15 protein-coding genes are annotated in these 17,177 nt (G+C 68.2%); 4 read left to right on the forward strand and 11 right to left on the reverse strand.

Annotation, left to right across the window (positions count from 1 at the left end):
* The 6 genes from ACLHRZ_RS15020 to dnaB all read right to left on the reverse strand — a co-directional run.
* Positions 1 to 530: hypothetical protein (locus ACLHRZ_RS15020; protein ID WP_490418922.1), on the reverse strand; the 530-nt coding region annotated here is incomplete at its 3' end.
* Between the two features lie 63 nt (positions 531 to 593).
* The gene (locus ACLHRZ_RS15025) at positions 594 to 3,236 is read right to left on the reverse strand and encodes a TniQ family protein (RefSeq protein ID WP_490418923.1); all 2,643 of its coding nucleotides are present in this window, start codon (positions 3,234 to 3,236) and stop codon (positions 594 to 596) included.
* Positions 3,233 to 4,120 carry an AAA family ATPase gene (locus ACLHRZ_RS15030; protein WP_490418924.1) on the reverse strand — a complete coding sequence of 296 codons (888 nt, stop codon included), beginning with the start codon at positions 4,118 to 4,120 and terminating at the stop codon, positions 3,233 to 3,235. The genes ACLHRZ_RS15025 and ACLHRZ_RS15030 overlap by 4 nt, the downstream gene beginning before the upstream one ends.
* Positions 4,121 to 4,349: 229 nt before the next feature.
* A complete protein-coding gene (locus tag ACLHRZ_RS15035) occupies positions 4,350 to 6,482 on the reverse strand; it encodes a TnsB C-terminal domain-containing protein (RefSeq protein WP_490419155.1) in 2,133 nt (710 codons plus the stop codon).
* A complete protein-coding gene (locus ACLHRZ_RS15040) occupies positions 6,479 to 7,150 on the reverse strand; it encodes a TnsA-like heteromeric transposase endonuclease subunit (RefSeq protein ID WP_490418925.1) in 672 nt (223 codons plus the stop codon). The genes ACLHRZ_RS15035 and ACLHRZ_RS15040 overlap by 4 nt, the downstream gene beginning before the upstream one ends.
* A gap of 244 nt (positions 7,151 to 7,394) precedes the next feature.
* A complete protein-coding gene (dnaB, locus tag ACLHRZ_RS15045) occupies positions 7,395 to 8,876 on the reverse strand; it encodes a replicative DNA helicase (protein WP_490418926.1) in 1,482 nt (493 codons plus the stop codon).
* Positions 8,877 to 9,337: 461 nt separating this feature from the next.
* Here dnaB and ACLHRZ_RS15050 point away from each other — a divergent pair, with 461 nt between their 5' ends.
* The gene (locus tag ACLHRZ_RS15050) at positions 9,338 to 10,687 is read left to right on the forward strand and encodes an MATE family efflux transporter (RefSeq protein ID WP_490418927.1); all 1,350 of its coding nucleotides are present in this window, start codon (positions 9,338 to 9,340) and stop codon (positions 10,685 to 10,687) included.
* 74 nt (positions 10,688 to 10,761) lie between these two features.
* Here the strand turns inward: ACLHRZ_RS15050 and rplI are convergent, their stop codons facing one another.
* The 4 genes from rplI to rpsF all read right to left on the reverse strand — a co-directional run bounded on the left by rplI (position 10,762) and on the right by rpsF (position 12,511).
* Positions 10,762 to 11,208, reverse strand: a complete 447-nt coding sequence (rplI, locus tag ACLHRZ_RS15055; protein WP_490418928.1) for a 50S ribosomal protein L9 — start codon at positions 11,206 to 11,208, stop codon at positions 10,762 to 10,764.
* Positions 11,209 to 11,226: 18 nt separating this feature from the next.
* Complete coding sequence (gene rpsR, locus ACLHRZ_RS15060) at positions 11,227 to 11,463, reverse strand: 30S ribosomal protein S18 (RefSeq protein ID WP_004950692.1); 237 nt, start codon at positions 11,461 to 11,463, stop codon at positions 11,227 to 11,229.
* A gap of 79 nt (positions 11,464 to 11,542) precedes the next feature.
* Positions 11,543 to 12,136, reverse strand: coding sequence for a single-stranded DNA-binding protein (ssb, locus tag ACLHRZ_RS15065; protein WP_490418929.1), 594 nt, complete (start codon positions 12,134 to 12,136; stop codon positions 11,543 to 11,545).
* An 84-nt stretch (positions 12,137 to 12,220) separates the two neighbouring features.
* Positions 12,221 to 12,511, reverse strand: coding sequence for a 30S ribosomal protein S6 (gene rpsF, locus ACLHRZ_RS15070; RefSeq protein WP_049719052.1), 291 nt, complete (start codon positions 12,509 to 12,511; stop codon positions 12,221 to 12,223).
* Positions 12,512 to 12,786: 275 nt separating this feature from the next.
* Here rpsF and ACLHRZ_RS15075 point away from each other — a divergent pair, with 275 nt between their 5' ends.
* The 3 genes from ACLHRZ_RS15075 to ACLHRZ_RS15085 all read left to right on the forward strand — a co-directional run bounded on the left by ACLHRZ_RS15075 (position 12,787) and on the right by ACLHRZ_RS15085 (position 15,504).
* Positions 12,787 to 13,116, forward strand: a complete 330-nt coding sequence (locus ACLHRZ_RS15075) for a hypothetical protein (protein ID WP_451420984.1) — start codon at positions 12,787 to 12,789, stop codon at positions 13,114 to 13,116.
* Positions 13,117 to 13,299: 183 nt separating this feature from the next.
* The gene (locus tag ACLHRZ_RS15080) at positions 13,300 to 14,418 is read left to right on the forward strand and encodes a lipid II:glycine glycyltransferase FemX (RefSeq protein ID WP_490418930.1); all 1,119 of its coding nucleotides are present in this window, start codon (positions 13,300 to 13,302) and stop codon (positions 14,416 to 14,418) included.
* A gap of 54 nt (positions 14,419 to 14,472) precedes the next feature.
* Positions 14,473 to 15,504 carry an alanine racemase gene (locus ACLHRZ_RS15085; RefSeq protein ID WP_490418931.1) on the forward strand — a complete coding sequence of 344 codons (1,032 nt, stop codon included), beginning with the start codon at positions 14,473 to 14,475 and terminating at the stop codon, positions 15,502 to 15,504.
* Between the two features lie 36 nt (positions 15,505 to 15,540).
* Here ACLHRZ_RS15085 and ACLHRZ_RS15090 read toward each other — a convergent pair whose 3' ends face one another.
* A complete protein-coding gene (locus ACLHRZ_RS15090) occupies positions 15,541 to 17,043 on the reverse strand; it encodes a glycosyltransferase family 87 protein (RefSeq protein WP_490418932.1) in 1,503 nt (500 codons plus the stop codon).
* Positions 17,044 to 17,177: the final 134 nt, after the last annotated feature.

Here is a 17,177-nt window from a genome sequence, read left to right on the forward strand (position 1 = left end):
CGATCAACCTCCGGTCTCTGGACGCACAATGGAACAAGGCGAACGGAGACATCCAATGGCTGGGCATCATCGTGTGTCTTAAATGGCTCCGACTCTGATCCCACAGTGTCGATGGCACGTTTGGCGAGCATCAGCACATGCTCCGCGTATCGGGTCCTAGGCTTTTGGCGGACAAGCCCGAAAGGTGGCGCGAGATCAACAATGAGCCCAACGCCAGCGTGAGATGAAATCAGCTCCTCTAGCTTCGACCCCAGCAGCTGGTGAGTCGATTGCATAACCCTTGGGAGTTGCTCCTCCCTTAGCTTTAACACCGTAGTGTCGACATAAAACGAAACCCCGTTAATTTCGAAAAATCCGTCGACGGGAGCCGCATAGGGGTGCAAGTGAGGGCAAGCTTCTGGCGAGCCGCGAAACACGGCTTCTCTGCCCTGCCGATTCTGCCACTTCATGAAGGATTGAAAAGCCGACAGCTCACGTTCATTCAGGGTTGACCAGACATCAGCAGGGCATGTGTGAGCGTCATTGGACATGTACTCAAGGATGCCAACACAGCCAAGCGATGTCATGCTTTTGAACACAGTGGCACTTTTTCATTACAGCAACGTAGTTTCCTTAACCGCATCCGCCACCCGCTCCCCGAAGGACGTCGGCTTCATGCCGTGGTCGCGTTCAGCGCGTTCAAGCAAGGGCTGCCCGAGGTCGCGCTCAAGGCGGATGATCTGGGTCGTCAAGGCAGGCTGTGTGGTGCCGAGAGACCGGGCTGCCTCGCCGATCGTGGGATAGGACAGGGCAGCGACGAAGCGTTCAAGTCGCTGTTGCCCATAAGGGCTCGTGAGAGCATCACGCAGGATTGCGGGGGTGTGATTGGCTTGCTCGCCAGCGCGGAGGGTGGCTTCGTGGCTTGCTCCTCCGCGTGGCCGGAGAGGGATGTCGTGGGTGTGAGCCCAGCGGGCCATGTTCGCGGTGCTCATGCCCTTCTCCCTGGCGAGGTCGGGGAGGGTTCTTCGGCGAACAACGTACTGCTCGATGAGCCAGTCACGGTCGATGGTTCCGCGCCGCTTGTAGTCCTGGGGACCATCACGCAGCGGGATGTCGTACTCACGGGCGAGATCAGTCAGCACCCGGCGGGAGAAGCCGGTGTGGTCGGCGATCTGCTGGAGTGAACGATGTTCGTCAAGGTAGAGACGGACGAAGGTCGCCTTCGGCACCTGCTGGCGGGCATTGAATCGGATGCGCCCCGTGGCCCTGGCCACGTTCTTTGTCTGCGGGAGTGGGGGTGCTGGCTGTTCGTCCAAGGCCAGTCGGATGGCCTCGATGCTGGTGCCGAGGGTCAGGGCCGCGTTCCGGACGGGGCTCTTGCACTGTCGGACGAGCTGGTGCAGGTGTGGTACGTCGATGAGCGCTGGATCGGGCCCAGGCAGGTCGAGACCGTCCATCAGGAAAGTGGGCGGCTGCCAGGTCACGGGCTCGTCGTGGATGTCCTGTCCGGCGAGAAATGCCTCGGCCTCCCTGTGTAGTTCGTGGGCCAGTTCGGGAGTCTGCAGGGCAGCGAAACGGACGGCTTCGGCCCGGAAGACGGGCTCGTCGAGGCGGTGGTGCTGGGGGGTGGTTTCGGCGGGCAGTCCGCTGATGCGTTGGAAGAGCAGGCTGCGGACTAGGAGTTCACGGCGTCCGCTGCCGGGGAGCGTGCCTGTGCGGCGGCAGATGGTCTGCCAGCGGTCGTGCGGCAGCAGACGGGAGTAGTCCAGGCGGCGGCGACGCTGGTAGTCGATGGGGACCTCGGTGGCATCGAGGTGATCGGCGAGTCGGACGAGGGCTGTAATCGTGTTGGTCCAGTGGTGCTGGTCGTCGAGTCGTTGCAGGATGCGGGAGATTTCGATGCCGCCGGTGACTCCGGCCAGGCGCCGGGCAGCGTCTTCGAGGCTGACCCTGCCGTCGATAATCAGCAGGCTGGCGGCCATCACGGGCGCGAGGATGCGGGGGTAGGTGCCAGCGTCGGGGGTGAGCCGGACGGTCCATGACGACCAGAACATGCTGGGGATCTTCCGTGCCCGTCGTGCGATGTCCCGGTCCGTCTTCACCGGCCGTCTGGGCATGGGGAAGGAGGTGCGGCAACGCAGTTGTTCGCTGGGCCGCAGTGAGGGCGCGAGTGCTGCCAGGTGCACCGCGTTCAGCACCGGGCTCAGGCCGCGTCCCCAGCTGTCGATACTGGTGACACTGACCTGCCAGAGTTCCTCGCGCATCGCTTCGATCAGTTCGCGCATCCGTTTTCCCGCTTGGTGGGTGTCGGGCTGCTCCAGGACGTGCAGGGCGATGGTCACTGCGACGGCCGCGCTCACTGCCCGGGGCGGGGCCATGAATCCTGGTCGTTCCGCAGCACGTGTGGCGAGCTGGGAGTCGGGATCGGTAGTGGCGTAATCCTGCGTGATGTCGGGCGGCAACAGGCTCTCGATGTTCTGCTCGGGAAGGTCGGTCAGCACACGGCCGGCGATCGCCCGGATGTCCGCCAGCGCCACATCGGTCGGCTGCGGGCTGGGTGCGTAGGCGCCGAAAGCGGCAGTGCCGACATCGATGACGTCCAGCAGCCGTTCCTGGGCCGACAGCACGGGATGCCGGGCGGGCAGTCGGAGCGTACGGGTCTGTGTCAGATCGAATCCGCAGCCTCCGGAAGGCGGACGTCCCGGTCTCTCAGAGAGGGTGCCGCAAAGAGCCGGATGGGGGACAACCCGTCCGGATCGGGGCCGTTGCCTGGGGATGCGCCCGCAATCAGGGCAGCAGTCCGCGAGCAGCCGCAGGTGCAGTGGGCAGGCGAAGGACCAGCCCAGACGCCAGGCGAGTTGCCAGCGGCCGCTGCTGTCCTTAAGGCAGTCCGGACAGAACCGCGAACCGGCACCTCGGCCCCAGAGCACCCAGCGGTTGACGTACCGGCGCTCGAAGTTGATGCGAAGGGCCCGCCCGTCGTAGTGCGCCAGCGTCATGCCCGTGACCATCTGCTCGTCCAGCCCGCTCGCATGCGCGATGGCCGCTGTCTGCTCCGTGTCCAGCAGGATCGTCCAGTCCGGCGGGATGCCCCGCAGGTGATCCCCGTGCCTGGTCCGGGCCGGCAGTCCGAGGTGATGCAGTACCTCCCCGAGCGGGCTGTCCAGCCTGCGGGCGAGGGCCTCCAGCCAGGAATCGAGTGCCTCTCCAGGCAGAGGCATCAGCCGGATCGGCAGGGTCCGGACGCCCGTGTTCATGCGACTTTGTGGCGGCGGGAGTGTGGATGGCTGGTCAACCTCCGGTTTTCCAGTGCCGCTTCGAGTCCCTTGCGGGCCGCCTCCGATGCCTCGTCGTTCTTCACGCCGTCGAGCAGGTCACGGTCCAGGCGCTCGGCGCCACTGCGGACAGCCCGCTGGCAGCCGCGATTGATCAGAGTCATCAAGGAGCCGATGTGCCCGGTGCTGCGGGCGAAGAGGTAGTCGGACAACTCCTCTGCGAGCATGCCAGGATGCTTGTCGGCCAGAACCACGCGTTGTTCCAGGGCCAGCAGCATCTGCCGCCATTCCCGGCGGCCGGCCTCGGACTTGATCGTGAAGGGCCGGACTCCCAACCGGGTGGTGCGGCGCCCGGTCTGTGCCAGCGCCGCGTCCCGTCTGGCGTCGCCTTCGCTGAACAGGCCCTTGTCCGCGAGGCCGACGCCGATCATCAGCAAGGTCACGGGGAACTCGTTCGCGATCCATTTCAGATGGTTACTGACCTCGATGCCGTTGCGCTGGTTCCACTTCAGAAAATGCAGGTCATCGAGGGCGAGCAGGCGGACTTCGCAGGACAGCACGCAGTCCAGAGCCCGCTGGCCGAACTGAGCGGTCGTTCCGCGGTTGCGACCGGGGTGACCGAAGAACTCCAGTATGGCCCGGTTGAGGTCTTTCATGCCGGTGCTCCCCGTCAGGCCGACCCGGCAGACCGGAAGGCGCTCGTGGCCCTGGTCGGTGAACTCGCCCCGCTCGGCGATTTCTCTGCGGTGGAACTCGCGGGCGAACGCAAGGACCGAGGTGGTCTTGCCCAGCCCGGGAAAAGCGTCAATGGCCACGGCTCCCTTGGCCTTGTCACCGTCCTGGAGGTTGCTGTCGACGATGCCCACAAATCCTCGTGCAGTTCGGCCAGTTGCGGGGTCTTGAGCGGGCCGATGTTCGCGTGCCATTCCCGCCGCCGTAGGTCGAACTCGGCCCTCGCGTCCCTGCCCAGGGCCTTCAGCTCGGCCCTTGTCAGCGCCTCGGGTTGGCTGCGGCGCGGAGCCTGAGCGAACGCCTTGAAGTCCTCCTTTCGCGAGAGCGCCAGGTTGCCCAGCCCTTGCGACAGACCGGCCGTGCTCACACGTCCTCCAGGGCATCGGCGTAGAAGTCTTTCTCGTCGGCGAAGTCCTCCAGATCGGCCTCGTCATCGTCGCCCGCTTCAGCCACTGGCTCTGGTCCCAGCGTTTCGTGCTCTGCCGGTTCGGCGCCCTGTCCGAGGGCTTTGCGGACGGACGGAAGCGAAGCGACTGTCTCCGACTCGGTTTCCGGAAGTTCGATCGCGGCCTGTTCACGGGAGAGCCTCAGGGCCATGCGCCGCTCGGCGAGCGTGGTGCCCAGCCCCAAGTTCCAGCGCTCAAGCAGATCGGCGACGGCGAGCTTGTCGTCGGGATAGCGGTATTTCGCGACGGCCAGCTTCCGAGTGAACGCCAGCGCTTCCTCGCTCAACGGCATCCGTGCCGAGGGTGCGTGCTCCCAGGTCAGGGTGTGCCAGTGACGGTCAGTATCGCGGAAGTAGATGCGGGTGATGTCATCTGGGTCTACCTGGAACGGCCAGCCGTTCTTCACCGGGCTGTCGTAAGGGCTGCGGATGCCAGGTTCAGGCAGGCCCGGGCCGCTATAACGACGGCGTTCAATCTCCACCCCGTAGTGCTGGATTGTGCGCCACTTCGTGGGCAGGAACTCAAAGGCGAGATCACGGTCCCGTGGAACCTCGATGTAGCCGGCTCTCGCCATCCCATGCTCGAACATCTTCGCCGGGGATAACCGCATCTCCGGCAGGCCCGGATCGACCAGGCTGGAATGCGGTCGCGAGTGATAGCAAGCCGCGGTCCACTCCCGGATGATCGCCTCCAACTCGTCAAGGAAGAAGAACGCATCATCTTCTGGGCTCTCACCGCGGGAGTGGATGTCGGGGCCTTTGTAGCCGGGTAAGACCTGTAGTAGCCCCTCGCGCAGGGTGCGGAAAAAGCGCTCAACCGGCCCCTTATCGCGGCCCGTTCGAAGCCTCGCGGGCTGAATCGAGATGCCCATCCGGCGGCAGACGCTGGTCAGATGCTCCGAAACATAGACCTTGCCGTGATCAACTACCAGTGTCTCGGGGACCAGTGGCGGAGAGGCCAGCCCAGGCCCGGTAGCTCCCTCGACATCGACAAGGACCGTGCGCGGGATGCCGTGCTCGGGCCAGACCGCGTGCCGCGGCCAGTCCCGCCCGGCCGGCCGCGGGCGGAAGCACTGGTAGAGCACCGCGCTCACATCCGCTGCCTTCGTGGACACCGGGGTGAGCCGAATCCCGGTGATACAGCGCGTGTACCAGTCCATCGCAACCGTCAGTTCGGCCTGCACCCACTTCAGTGTCAGCGGATCGAACGCGAACACGTCCAACCGCGTAGTGTCCATCAGCAGGTACTCGCCCGGCCTCGTCGGCCGCAGCTTCCCGTAAGGCCCCTCCGGCCGGTCAGCGATGTCCCGGTTCCGCTTCGTACTTAGCCGGAACAACGGATGCCGCCGCTCTAGCTCTTCCAAAATCCGAAACGCCGTCGCCCGACTCGGCTGCGGCACCACATCGGGACCGAACCGGGCGATCACCCGGGCACGAGTCCGCTCGATCACCAACGTCCGCGACGGTCGCGACTGGTCTGTGTGCTCGACCATCACTTCCAGAGCTGTCTCCACCCACCGGTCATCGGCCGAGGGCTGCAACCTTCCCGACGGCTTCCTCTTCGGCGCAAGCCCGGCCTCCCCGTGCTGGCGGAAGTCGGCAACCCACTGCTTCACCGTGCGGACCGACATGCCCACTTCATTGGCCTTGGCCGCGTACTTGGTCTCCGCTGGCTTGCCGGGCGCGTACTCAGGACGTGGCTCGTCCTCGCGTGCCAGCTCAGGGCTGCCGGAGCGGTATCCCGTCAAGACTTCGCGGACGTGCTCAGCCCGATCCAGGACTTTCTGCCGTTCGCCCTCGTGTAACTGGCCCAGCACGACCGAGGCGATCTCCTCAATATCGTCAGCCGCCGGACCGGCTCGCTCAGGGATCACATCCGCACGGTCGGAGAACAGCAGTTCCTTCAGAGTCAGCCGACGGACACGTCCCCGGTCATCCTTCAGGACCACCTCATTGCCTGCCGTCGTCGCGGCCACCTCGACCACCTCGACGGTCTCCCCGTCGTAGCGGAAACGCGTGCCGACACCAACGCGGGCTCCCGCACTACTCATGCCGTCCTCCTCAACACCCTTGACGGACATAGAGGTTCGGTCAAATCCGTGTGCAGCTCGTGGGTCCACAGCAGGTGATGGATCGCGGCTCGCACACTCTGCCCGGGTCGACCGGGCAGCCTCTGAGCTGCCTGCCCCAGCGGGACGCCGTCCAGGTCAGCACGGCGCAACTCTTCAAGGATCTCCGGCGTGAACAGCCACCCACGGCGATAGCCGGCCAGGAAGCGGATGTTCTCCAGCTCCGCCTCTGGTGGCTCGCTCCACACCTCGTAGCGCCACCCGCGCGACTCCACGGCCCTCCGGGTCCACGCGAACGTGAATGCCACCTCGGGCTTCGACAGCCGCCGGTGCGGCTTGACATCCACGACCACTGGGCCGTCCTCAGTGAGCAAGCAGTAGTCCGGGATGTGCCTGCGGGCCTGGCCCTCCGCCAATACCTTCAGCAGAAACGGCTGGGCCACGATGCCACGCACCGCAGGATCGAAGTCGGCGAACAGCAGCCGTGCGAGCTCCAGACGCGACTCATAGATCACGTAATCCTGCGTCGTCGCCGACCAGTACATGCCGGAATAGTGCTTCTGCCCTTTGTGCCAACGAAACGTCCGCCACGGAGCAGCCGAGCTCAGAAGACCAGCCGACATGGTGTGCCACGGGAGGTCCTCGGCCACCCCGCCTCCGCAGCGGCGAACGCTGGCCGTGACAGCCAAATCGCTCATGACGTACCCCCACCCCGGCGATGCCCTGTACGCCAAGATGCCAACCCACCAGACAGGAGGTGGGCAAGTCCCGGGCCCGTTCACCCGGAAGAGCGAGTGCACTGAACAGCGAGTCTCAAAGCTGCTGCATAAGTGCTGCTGATATGCAGTCAGCCCTGAGATTATGAAGCGGAATCTGAGACCCTACACGGGGAGATCAGGTCTGCGCCATGTCCACGAAGCGCGAGTAGTGGCCCTGGAAGGCCACCGTGATGGTGGCCGTGGGGCCGTTACGGTGCTTGCCGACGATGATGTCGGCCTCGCCCGCGCGGGGCGACTCCTTCTCGTACGCGTCCTCGCGGTGGAGCAGGATGACCATGTCGGCGTCCTGCTCGATCGAACCCGACTCACGGAGGTCCGAGACCATCGGCTTCTTGTCCGTGCGCTGCTCGGGACCACGGTTCAGCTGGGACAGCGCGATCACCGGGACCTCGAGCTCCTTGGCGAGGAGCTTGAGGTTACGGGACATGTCCGAGACCTCCTGCTGACGGCTCTCGGGGCGGCGGGCGCCGCCGGACTGCATCAGCTGGAGGTAGTCGATGATGACGAGCTTGAGGTCCTGGCGCTGCTTCAGGCGGCGGCACTTGGCGCGGATCTCCATCATCGACAGGTTCGGCGAGTCGTCGATGAAGAGCGGGGCGCCCGAGACGTCGGGCATCCGGCGGGCCAGGCGCGTCCAGTCGTCGTCCGTCATCGACCCCGAGCGCATGTGGTGCAGGGCGACCCGCGCCTCGGCCGACAGCAGACGCATCGCGATCTCGTTGCGCCCCATTTCGAGGGAGAAGATCACGCTGGGCAGGCCGTGCTTGATCGAACAGGCCCGCGCGAAGTCCAGCGCGAGGGTGGACTTACCCATGGCGGGACGGGCGGCGATGACGATCATCTGGCCGGGGTGGAGGCCGTTGGTGAGCGCGTCCAGGTCGCTGAAGCCCGTGGGGACGCCGGACATCTGGCCGCTGCGCGAGCCGATGGCCTCGATCTCGTCGAGCGCGCCCTCCATGATGTCGCCGAGGGGGAGGTAGTCCTCGCTGGTGCGCTGCTCGGTGACGGCGTAGATCTCGGCCTGGGCGTTGTTGACGATGTCGTCGACGTCGCCGTCGGCCGCATATCCCATCTGGGTGATGCGGGTGCCGGCCTCGACCAGGCGGCGCAGCACGGCCCGCTCGTGGACGATCTCGGCGTAGTACTCGGCGTTGGCCGCGGTGGGGACGGACTGCACCAGGGTGTGCAGATAGGCCGCGCCGCCGACGCGGTTGATCTCGCCGCGCTTGGTGAGCTCCGCCGCGACGGTGATCGGGTCGGCGGGCTCGCCCTTGGCGTAGAGGTCGAGGACGGCCTGGTAGACCGTCTCGTGGGCCGGGCGGTAGAAGTCGTGGCCCTTGAGGACCTCGACCACGTCGGCGATGGCGTCCTTGGACAGCAGCATGCCGCCGAGGACGGACTGCTCGGCGTCGAGATCCTGCGGGGGGACGCGCTCGAAGCCGCTGCCCCGCTCCCAGCCGCCCTCCTCGCCGCCGCGCTCGTGCTGATCGCCGCGGCCGCCGCCCTTGCCCTCACCACGGCGGGGGCGGGAGACCGGGAGCCGGTCGCCGGGGCCGCTGTCGGCCCAAGGGTCGTCCATGGGCTCGTGAATGCTCACCCTGCCACCTCCTCCCGTCCGCGGGGCGGACCTCGGCGTGCCCCTCATTCCTACGGCACGGCTCCGACAATCAGGACGCCCGACTCCGGTTGTCGCGGGGTCCGGTTCGCGGCCGGGACAGGCGTGGGGCGCCGGTCCACGGTAGGCCCGTCGGCACCGTCAGCCAATCTGGTTATCCACAGGCGGTGTGGATGACGGGCCCCATCCTGTGGAGAACCCCCCGGAACCTGTGCACGGTGCGGGGGAAACCGCTGTGGACAAACACACAATCACCCGCGACTCACCCTTCTGACCTGCACAGATGCCATCCACTGGCTGTTGAGGAGAAAAACTTTCGCAGCCGCCCGGAGATCGCGACAAACGGCGCAGAGAAGATCACACTCAACCCGGGAAAGTAAGGGGCTTACAGTAGAGGGACTGCTTACCTGTGGAAGATTGGACGGCGACGATTGGACGGCCCCGTGACCCAGGCCCCCGCGCTCGGGCGGCGCACCCCCCGCCGGCACGACCGCGAGATCCTCGCCCTCGCCGTGCCCGCCTTCGGCGCGCTCGTCGCGGAACCCCTCTTCGTCATGGCCGACAGCGCGATCGTCGGCCATCTCGGCACCCCCCAGCTCGCCGGGCTCGGCGTCGCCGCGGCCCTGCTCACCAGCGCCGTCAGCGTCTTCGTCTTCCTCGCCTACGCCACCACCGCAGCCGTCGCCCGCCGCGTCGGCGCCGGTGACCTGCCCGCCGCCATCAGACAGGGCATGGACGGCATCTGGCTGGCCCTGATACTCGGGGCCGCGGTCACGGCCGCCGTGCTGCTCACGGCGCCCGCGCTGGCCGGGCTCTTCGGCTCGTCCCCGACCGCGGCCCCTTACGCCGTCACGTACCTGCGCATCAGCGCCCTGGGCATTCCCGCCATGCTGGCCGTCCTCGCCGCCACAGGCGTGCTGCGCGGCCTCCAGGACACCCGCACCCCGCTCCTCGTCGCCGTCGGCGGCTTCGCGGCCAACGCCGGCCTCAACCTCGCCCTCGTCTACGGCGCCGGCCTCGGCATCGCCGGCTCCGCCTGGGGCACCGTGATCGCACAGTGCGCCATGGCCGCCGTCTACCTCACCGTCGTCGTCCGGGGCGCGCGGCGGCACGGCGCCTCGCTGCGGCCCGACGCCGCGGGCATCCGGGCCTGCGCCCGGGCGGGCGTGCCGCTGCTGGTCCGGACGCTCTCGCTGCGGGCCGTGCTGCTCATCGCCACCGCGGTCGCCGCCCGGCTCGGCGACGAGGACATCGCCGCCCACCAGGTCGTGCTGACCCTGTGGAGCCTGCTGGCCTACGCGCTGGACGCGATCGCCATAGCCGGGCAGGCGATCATCGGCCGGTACCTCGGCGCGGACGACCCCGCGGGCGCCCGGGCCGCGTGCCGCCGCATGGTCCAGTGGGGCATCGCCTCGGGGCTGGTGCTGGGGCTGCTCGTGGTGGTGGGACGGCCGCTGTTCGTCCCGCTGTTCACCTCGGACCCCGCGGTCCGGGACGCGCTGCTGCCCGCCCTGCTCGTGGTGGCCGTGAGCCAGCCGGTGGCGGGGGTGGTGTTCGTCCTGGACGGCGTGCTGATGGGCGCGGGCGACGGGCCGTACCTGGCCCGGGCCATGCTGGTCACGCTCGGTGTCTTCGCCCCCGTCGCCCTGCTGGTGCCGGGGCTGGGCGGCGGCCTCACCGCGCTGTGGTGGACGATGACGCTGATGATGGCCGTCCGGCTGGCCACCCTGTGGCTGCGGACCCGCTCCGGGCGCTGGATGGTCACGGGAGCGGTGCGCGCGTCCGGCTCGTGACGCGCCAAGCGGCACAGAACGGCGGAAGGGCCGCACCCCTTGCGGGGTGCGGCCCTTCACTGCCAGTGCTGCGATCAGGCAGCGATGACCTCGACGCCGAGCTTGGCGACGACGTCGGCGTGCAGACGCACGGACACCTGGTGGGCACCCAGGGTCTTGATCGGCGCAGCGACCTCGACGCGGCGCTTGTCCACGTTCGGGCCACCGGCGGCCTTGATCGCCGAGGCGATGTCGGCCTGGGTCACCGAGCCGAACAGGCGGCCGGCGTCGCCGGCACGGACGGCCAGCTTGACCTTGGCGGCCTCGAGCTGGCCCTTGATCTCGTTGGCCTGCTCGATCGTGGCGATCTCGCGGATCTTGCGAGCGCGGCGGATCTGAGCGACGTCCTGCTCGCCACCCTTGGTCCAGCGGATCGCGAAACCGCGCGGGACCAGGTAGTTGCGGGCGTAGCCGTCCTTGACGTCCACGACGTCGCCGGCGACACCGAGGCCGGAGACCTCGTGGGTGAGGATGATCTTCATTAGTTGGTCACCCTTCCCTTATCGCGCGGACGAGGTGTAGGGCAGCAGCGCCATCTCACGGCTGTTCTTCACGGCCGTGGCGACGTCACGCTGGTGCTGAGTGCAGTTGCCGGTCACGCGACGGGCACGGATCTTGCCGCGGTCGGAAATGAACTTCCGCAGCATGTTCGTGTCCTTGTAGTCCACGTAAGCGGTCTTGTCCTTGCAGAACGCGCAGACCTTCTTCTTCGGCTTGCGCGGAGGCGGCTTCGCCATTGTCTCTCTCCTGTGGAATCAAGAAGTTTTGTGCTGACGCCCTCGGGCGGCCGTGCGGCCGGCCCGGGCCCGTACGGGCCTAGAAGGGCGGCTCGTCCGAGTAGCCGCCGCCGGAGGAGTTGCCGGAGCCGCCGCCCCAGCCGCCTCCGCCGCCGCCCTGCTGGTTGCCGGACGGAGCGCCGGTGGCCCACGGGTCGTCGGCGGGAGCCCCGCCGCCGCCCTGCTGGCCGCCGCCGGGGCCGGAGCCCCAGCCGCCGCCCTGGCCACCGCCGTTGCCGCCGCCGTAGCCACCACCCTGGCCACCGCGACCGGTGGTCTTGGTGACCTTCGCCGTGGCGTTCTTCAGGCTGGGCCCGACCTCTTCGACGTCGAGCTCGTAGACCGTGCGCTTGACGCCCTCGCGGTCCTCGTAGGACCGCTGCTTGAGGCGGCCCTGCACGACGACGCGCATGCCGCGCTGAAGCGACTCGGCGACGTTCTCCGCCGCCTGCCGCCACACCGAGCACGTCAGGAAGAGGCTGTCGCCGTCCTTCCATTCGTTGGTCTGGCGGTCGAAGGTGCGGGGAGTGGACGCGATGCGGAACTTCGCGACCGCCGCACCGGACGGGGTGAAGCGCAGCTCGGGGTCGTCGACGAGATTGCCGACGACCGTGATGACGGTCTCGCCTGCCATGGATGAACCTCTCGGCGGGTGTGCTGCTGGCTGCTTGTTGCTACTCGTTGCGATGCAGCCCGATTACCTCTGAACCGCTGGGGTTCAGTGGGTCTCGGGACGGAGGACCTTGGTCCGGAGGACCGACTCGTTCAGGTTCATCTGGCGGTCGAGCTCCTTGACGACCTCAGGCGTGGCCTGAAGGTCGATGACCGAGTAGATGCCCTCGGGCTTCTTCTTGATCTCGTAAGCGAGACGACGACGGCCCCAGGTGTCGACCTTCTCGACCTTTCCGTTGCCCTCACGGACGACGGAGAGGAAGTTCTCGATCAGCGGGGAGACAGCGCGCTCCTCGAGATCGGGGTCGAGGATGACCATCACCTCGTAGTGACGCATGTGGAACCCACCTCCTTTGGACTCAGCGGCCACGGTCGATCCGTGGCAGGAGGGTCGTGATGCGTAAGCAACGGTATCGGCCGACACTGACATTCAGCGGAAGTCCCGCGGGTTGCCCGTAGGACCGAAGCTGGGTCTGGGCAGACACCGGTGCAGACCGTACACAGTACCCGCACTCCGGCGTCCGGTTGAAATCCGGCTGCCGGGCACCGCAGTCTGGACCCGTCGGGTGTGACCGGCGCTACACAGCGCCGCCTGCCTTCAGGAGGTAGCACATGACACAGGCGGTACGGCAGCCCCGCGGCCCCCGCGCGCTGGTCAATGCCGTTCTCAACAGCGACGGGAAGACCCATCCCGTCGAGAACACCTTCGTCGCGGTGACGGTCGTGCTCGGCGCCGTCGCCTTCATCTCCTCCGCATTCAGCAATCTCCATCTGCTCAGCTCGTGGACCGGACTGGCCGGCGTGCTCAGCGGCGCCTGGGGCCAGTTCATCTCGGCCACGACGGGCGAGCGCTTCCTGCTGATCATCGGGCTGGGCGCCTCGGCCATCGGGCTCTTCCTGGGCATCGCGCACGGCGGGCCGTTCGGAGGCCTGATCGGCTAGCGGCAGCCCGCTCCGGCCGGCTCTCCCCGGCCCGCACCAGGCCCCGCGGCCCGGTGCGGGCCGGGGCCCGGACGGGGCCGCAGGGCCGTACGGCCAAACGGGTCGCTCCACCGTCGCAGTAGGCTTCGGCGCGAGAGCCGGAGCCCCGACCCTGGGGACACACCTGCCGAGGAGCGCCCCGCAATGAGCCTGACCCTGAGGACCATCAGCCGAGAGCAGCATCTGGCGTACATCCAGAGCCTGCCCGCGGCGAGTCACATGCAGGTGCCGGCGTGGGCCGATGTGAAGGCGGAATGGCGCTCGGAGAGCATGGGCTGGTTCGACAAGACCGGCCAGATGGTCGGCGCCGGCCTGGTCCTCTACCGCCAGCTGCCCAAGATCAAGCGCTACCTGGCCTACCTCCCCGAGGGCCCGGTCATCAACTGGTACGCCCCGAACCTCGAGGACTGGCTCCAGCCCATGCTGGCCCACCTCAAGCAGCAGGGCGCCTTCTCGGTGAAGATGGGCCCGCCCGTCGTCATCCGGCGCTGGGACGCCAACGCGATCAAGGGCGGCATCGCCGACCCGGACGTCAAGCGGCTGCGCGACGTCGAGCCGACCTTCATCGAGCCGCGCGCCTTCGAGGTCGCCGACAAGCTGCGCCGGATGGGCTGGCAGCAGGGCGAGGACGGCGGCGCCGGCTTCGGCGACGTCCAGCCGCGCTACGTCTTCCAGGTGCCGCTGGCGAACCGCTCGCTGGAGGACGTCCACAAGAACTTCAACCAGCTGTGGCGCCGCAACATCAAGAAGGCCGAGAAGGCCGGCGTCGAGGTCGTCCAGGGCGGCTACGAGGACCTGGCCACCTGGCAGCACCTGTACGAGATCACCGCCGAGCGCGACAAGTTCCGCCCGCGCCCGCTGAGTTACTTCCAGCGCATGTGGACGGCCCTCAACTCCGAGGACCCCAACCGCATGCGGCTGTACTTCGCCGTGCACGAGGGCGAGGCCGTCGCCGCCGCGACGATGCTGATCGTCGGCGGGCACGTCTGGTACTCCTACGGCGCCTCCGCCAACCACAAGCGCGAGGTGCGCCCGTCGAACGCCATGCAGTGGCGGATGCTGCGGGACGCCTACGCGCTGGGCGCCACCGTCTACGACCTGCGCGGCATCGGCGACTCGCTGGACGAGAGCGACCACCTCTTCGGTCTCATCCAGTTCAAGGTCGGCACGGGCGGCCAGGCTGCCGAGTACCTCGGCGAGTGGGACTTCCCGCTCAACAAGCTGCTGCACAAGGCCCTCGACATCTACATGTCGCGCCGCTGAGCCGGCTGCACCGACTGCTTCATCCACACCGAGGGAAAGGTTCCGGGACCGGCGATGGCGCTCACGCTCTATGTCGACACCGCACGCTGGCGGGCACACCAGCAGTCCGTGATCCAGCAGTTTCCGGGGATCGTCCCGGTCTGCAAGGGCAACGGCTACGGATTCGGGCATGAGCGCCTGACCGAGGAGGCGACCCGGATGGGCGCCGACATCCTCGCCGTCGGCACCACCTACGAAGCGGCGAGCATCAAGGACCTCTTCAGCGGTGACCTGCTGGTGCTCACGCCCTTCCGGCTCGGCGAGGAGCCGGTGCCGCTGCCGGACCGCGTCATCCGCTCCGTCTCCTCGGTCGAGGGGGTGCGCGGCCTGGTCGGCGCCCGCGTGATCGTCGAGGTCATGAGCAGCATGAAGCGGCACGGCATCAGCGAGGAGGACCTGCCCAAGCTGCACGCGGCCATCGAGGACGTGCGCCTGGAGGGCTTCGCGATACACCTCCCGCTGGACCACGCCGACGGCACCTCCGGCGTCGACGAGGTGGCCGCCTGGATGGAGCGGCTGCGCGCCGCCCACCTGCCGCTGCACACCATGTTCGTCAGCCACCTCAAGGCCGACGAACTGGCCCGGCTGCAGCAGCAGTTCCCGCAGACCCGCTTCCGCGCCCGGATCGGCACCCGGCTGTGGCTCGGCGACCACGATGCCACCCAGTACCGCGGCGCCGTCCTGGACGTCACCCGGGTGGCCAAGGGCGACCGCTTCGGCTACCGGCAGCAGAAGGCGGCCGGCGACGGCCACCTGGTCGTGGTGGCCGGCGGCACCTCGCACGGTGTCGGCCTGGAGGCCCCGAAGGCGCTGCACGGCATGATGCCGCGCGCCAAGGGCGTGGCCCGCGCGGGCCTGGCCACCATGAACCGCAACCTCGCCCCGTACGTCTGGGCGGGCAAGCAGCGCTGGTTCGCGGAGCCCCCGCACATGCAGGTCTCCATCCTCTTCGTGCCGGCCGACGCGCCCGCACCCCAGGTCGGGGACGAGCTGGTGGCCCATCTGCGGCACACCACCACGCAGTTCGACCGCATCGTCGATCACTGATCCACCCGCCCGGCACGGGGGAACCGGGAGCGCCGCCTACGGGTTGCGGCTCCCGGTGCCCCACTGGACGCGCGTGGCATCGGCCCGGTCCTGCGGGTACGCCGCCGGCCGGGCCCGGCGGGCGACACCGGCCACGACCCTGTCCGGCGCCCCGTCCAGGACGCCCCCGGAGGGGTCGTCCGAACCGTCGCGCCGTACGACGTCGCGCTCGGGCATCAGGATGTCCCGGACGACCAGGGCGCAGAGGTAGAGCGTGCCCAGCAGGTGCAGGGCGATGGCCAGTTGGTAGCCCTCGGGCGGCAGTCCTTGGTGCTTGTCGCCGCTTCCCGTGTAGGCCAGGTAGAACCAGATGCCCAGGAAGTAGAGGACCTCGCACGCCTGCCAGATGAGGAAGTCGCGCCACTTGGGCCGGGCCAGCGCCGCGAGCGGGACCAGCCAGAGCACGTACTGCGGCGAATAGACCTTGTTGACCAGGATGAAGAGCGCCACGACCAGGAAGGCCAGCTGCGCGAAGCGCGGGCGCCTGGGGGCGCACAGGGCGAGGGCGCCCAGGCCCGCGCAGCCGAGGACCATCAGCAGCGAGGCATAGGTGTTGGCGTCGTCCAGGGGATTGCCCGTGCGCTGCGAGATGAACAGCCACACGGATCCGAAGTCGACCGGCCGCTCCTGGCTGAAGGTGTAGAACTTCGCCCACCCCTCGCGGACGTGGAAGCCGCCGGCGTCATGAGTGATCATGACCGGCAGGTTCACCACCAGCCAGGCGCCGGCCGCACCGGCCGCCGCGCTCGCGAAGGACCTCAGCCGCCCCGCCCTCAGGCACAGCACGAACAGCGGCCCGAGCAGCAGCAGCGGATACAGCTTCGCCGCTGCGGCGAGCCCGATCAGGACGCCCGCGGCGACCCCCCGGCCGCGCGACCACATGAGCATCGCTGCGGCGGTCAGCGCGACCGCGAAGAGGTCCCAGTTGATGGTGGCCGTGAGCGCGAAGGCGGGCGCGAGGGCGACCAGCAGGGCGTCCCAGGGGCGGCGCCGGTGCGTGCGGGCCACGCACACCGCGACGACCGCGGTGCACGCCAGCAGCATCCCGGCGTTGACGAACCAGTACATCTGCTCGCGGTACTGGACGGTGCCGCCGCCCGGGGTGAGCAGCGCGGCGATCTCCATGAACAGGCCGGTCAGGACCGGGTATTCGAGGTAGTCCATGCCGCCGGAGAGGGACTGCGGGATCCGGTCGAAGTACGGGATGAGCCCCGCGTCGAAGCCGCGTCCGGTGTAGAGGTGCGGGATGTCGGAGTAACACGCGTGCGTGTACTGCGTGGTGGCGCCGAAGAACCAGCCGTGGTCGTAGCACGGCAGCTTCTGCACCATGCCGAGCGCGAACATCCCGATCGCCACGAGCGCGATCAGCCTGACCGGCGTCCACCAGCCGCCGGGCAGCGCCCGGCGGCCCATCGGCCCGCCGATGAGCTCACTGCCGGCGGCGGCCACCTCGTCCTCCACCGTGGGCCGTACCGGCTGCTCGTCCCGATCACTGCTCATGCACCCATCCTGCCGTAACCGCCACGCCCCTGCTCGGGCCTGTGGATAACCCCGAGGGCCGCCCCGCACGGTGGCGGGACGGCCCTCGGGAGAGCGGTCGGCGGAGCAGGCTCCGCCGGACGGATGTCCTGGTC

The sequence above is a fragment of the Streptomyces sp. AM25 genome (genome assembly GCF_058146165.1).

Bases quoted from the DNA above. Each gene is read 5' to 3' on its own strand.
- ACLHRZ_RS15085 (WP_490418931.1), top strand. From the start codon at position 14,473: ATGGCGCTCACGCTCTATGTCGACACCGCACGCTGGCGGGCACACCAG.
- ACLHRZ_RS15025 (WP_490418923.1), bottom strand. From the start codon at position 3,236: ATGAACACGGGCGTCCGGACCCTGCCGATCCGGCTGATGCCTCTGCCT.
- ACLHRZ_RS15090 (WP_490418932.1), bottom strand. From the start codon at position 17,043: ATGAGCAGTGATCGGGACGAGCAGCCGGTACGGCCCACGGTGGAGGAC.
- ssb (WP_490418929.1), bottom strand. From the start codon at position 12,136: ATGGCAGGCGAGACCGTCATCACGGTCGTCGGCAATCTCGTCGACGAC.
- rplI (WP_490418928.1), bottom strand. From the start codon at position 11,208: ATGAAGATCATCCTCACCCACGAGGTCTCCGGCCTCGGTGTCGCCGGC.
- ACLHRZ_RS15080 (WP_490418930.1), top strand. From the start codon at position 13,300: ATGAGCCTGACCCTGAGGACCATCAGCCGAGAGCAGCATCTGGCGTAC.
- ACLHRZ_RS15075 (WP_451420984.1), top strand. From the start codon at position 12,787: ATGACACAGGCGGTACGGCAGCCCCGCGGCCCCCGCGCGCTGGTCAAT.
- rpsF (WP_049719052.1), bottom strand. From the start codon at position 12,511: ATGCGTCACTACGAGGTGATGGTCATCCTCGACCCCGATCTCGAGGAG.
- rpsR (WP_004950692.1), bottom strand. From the start codon at position 11,463: ATGGCGAAGCCGCCTCCGCGCAAGCCGAAGAAGAAGGTCTGCGCGTTC.
- ACLHRZ_RS15035 (WP_490419155.1), bottom strand. From the start codon at position 6,482: ATGAGTAGTGCGGGAGCCCGCGTTGGTGTCGGCACGCGTTTCCGCTAC.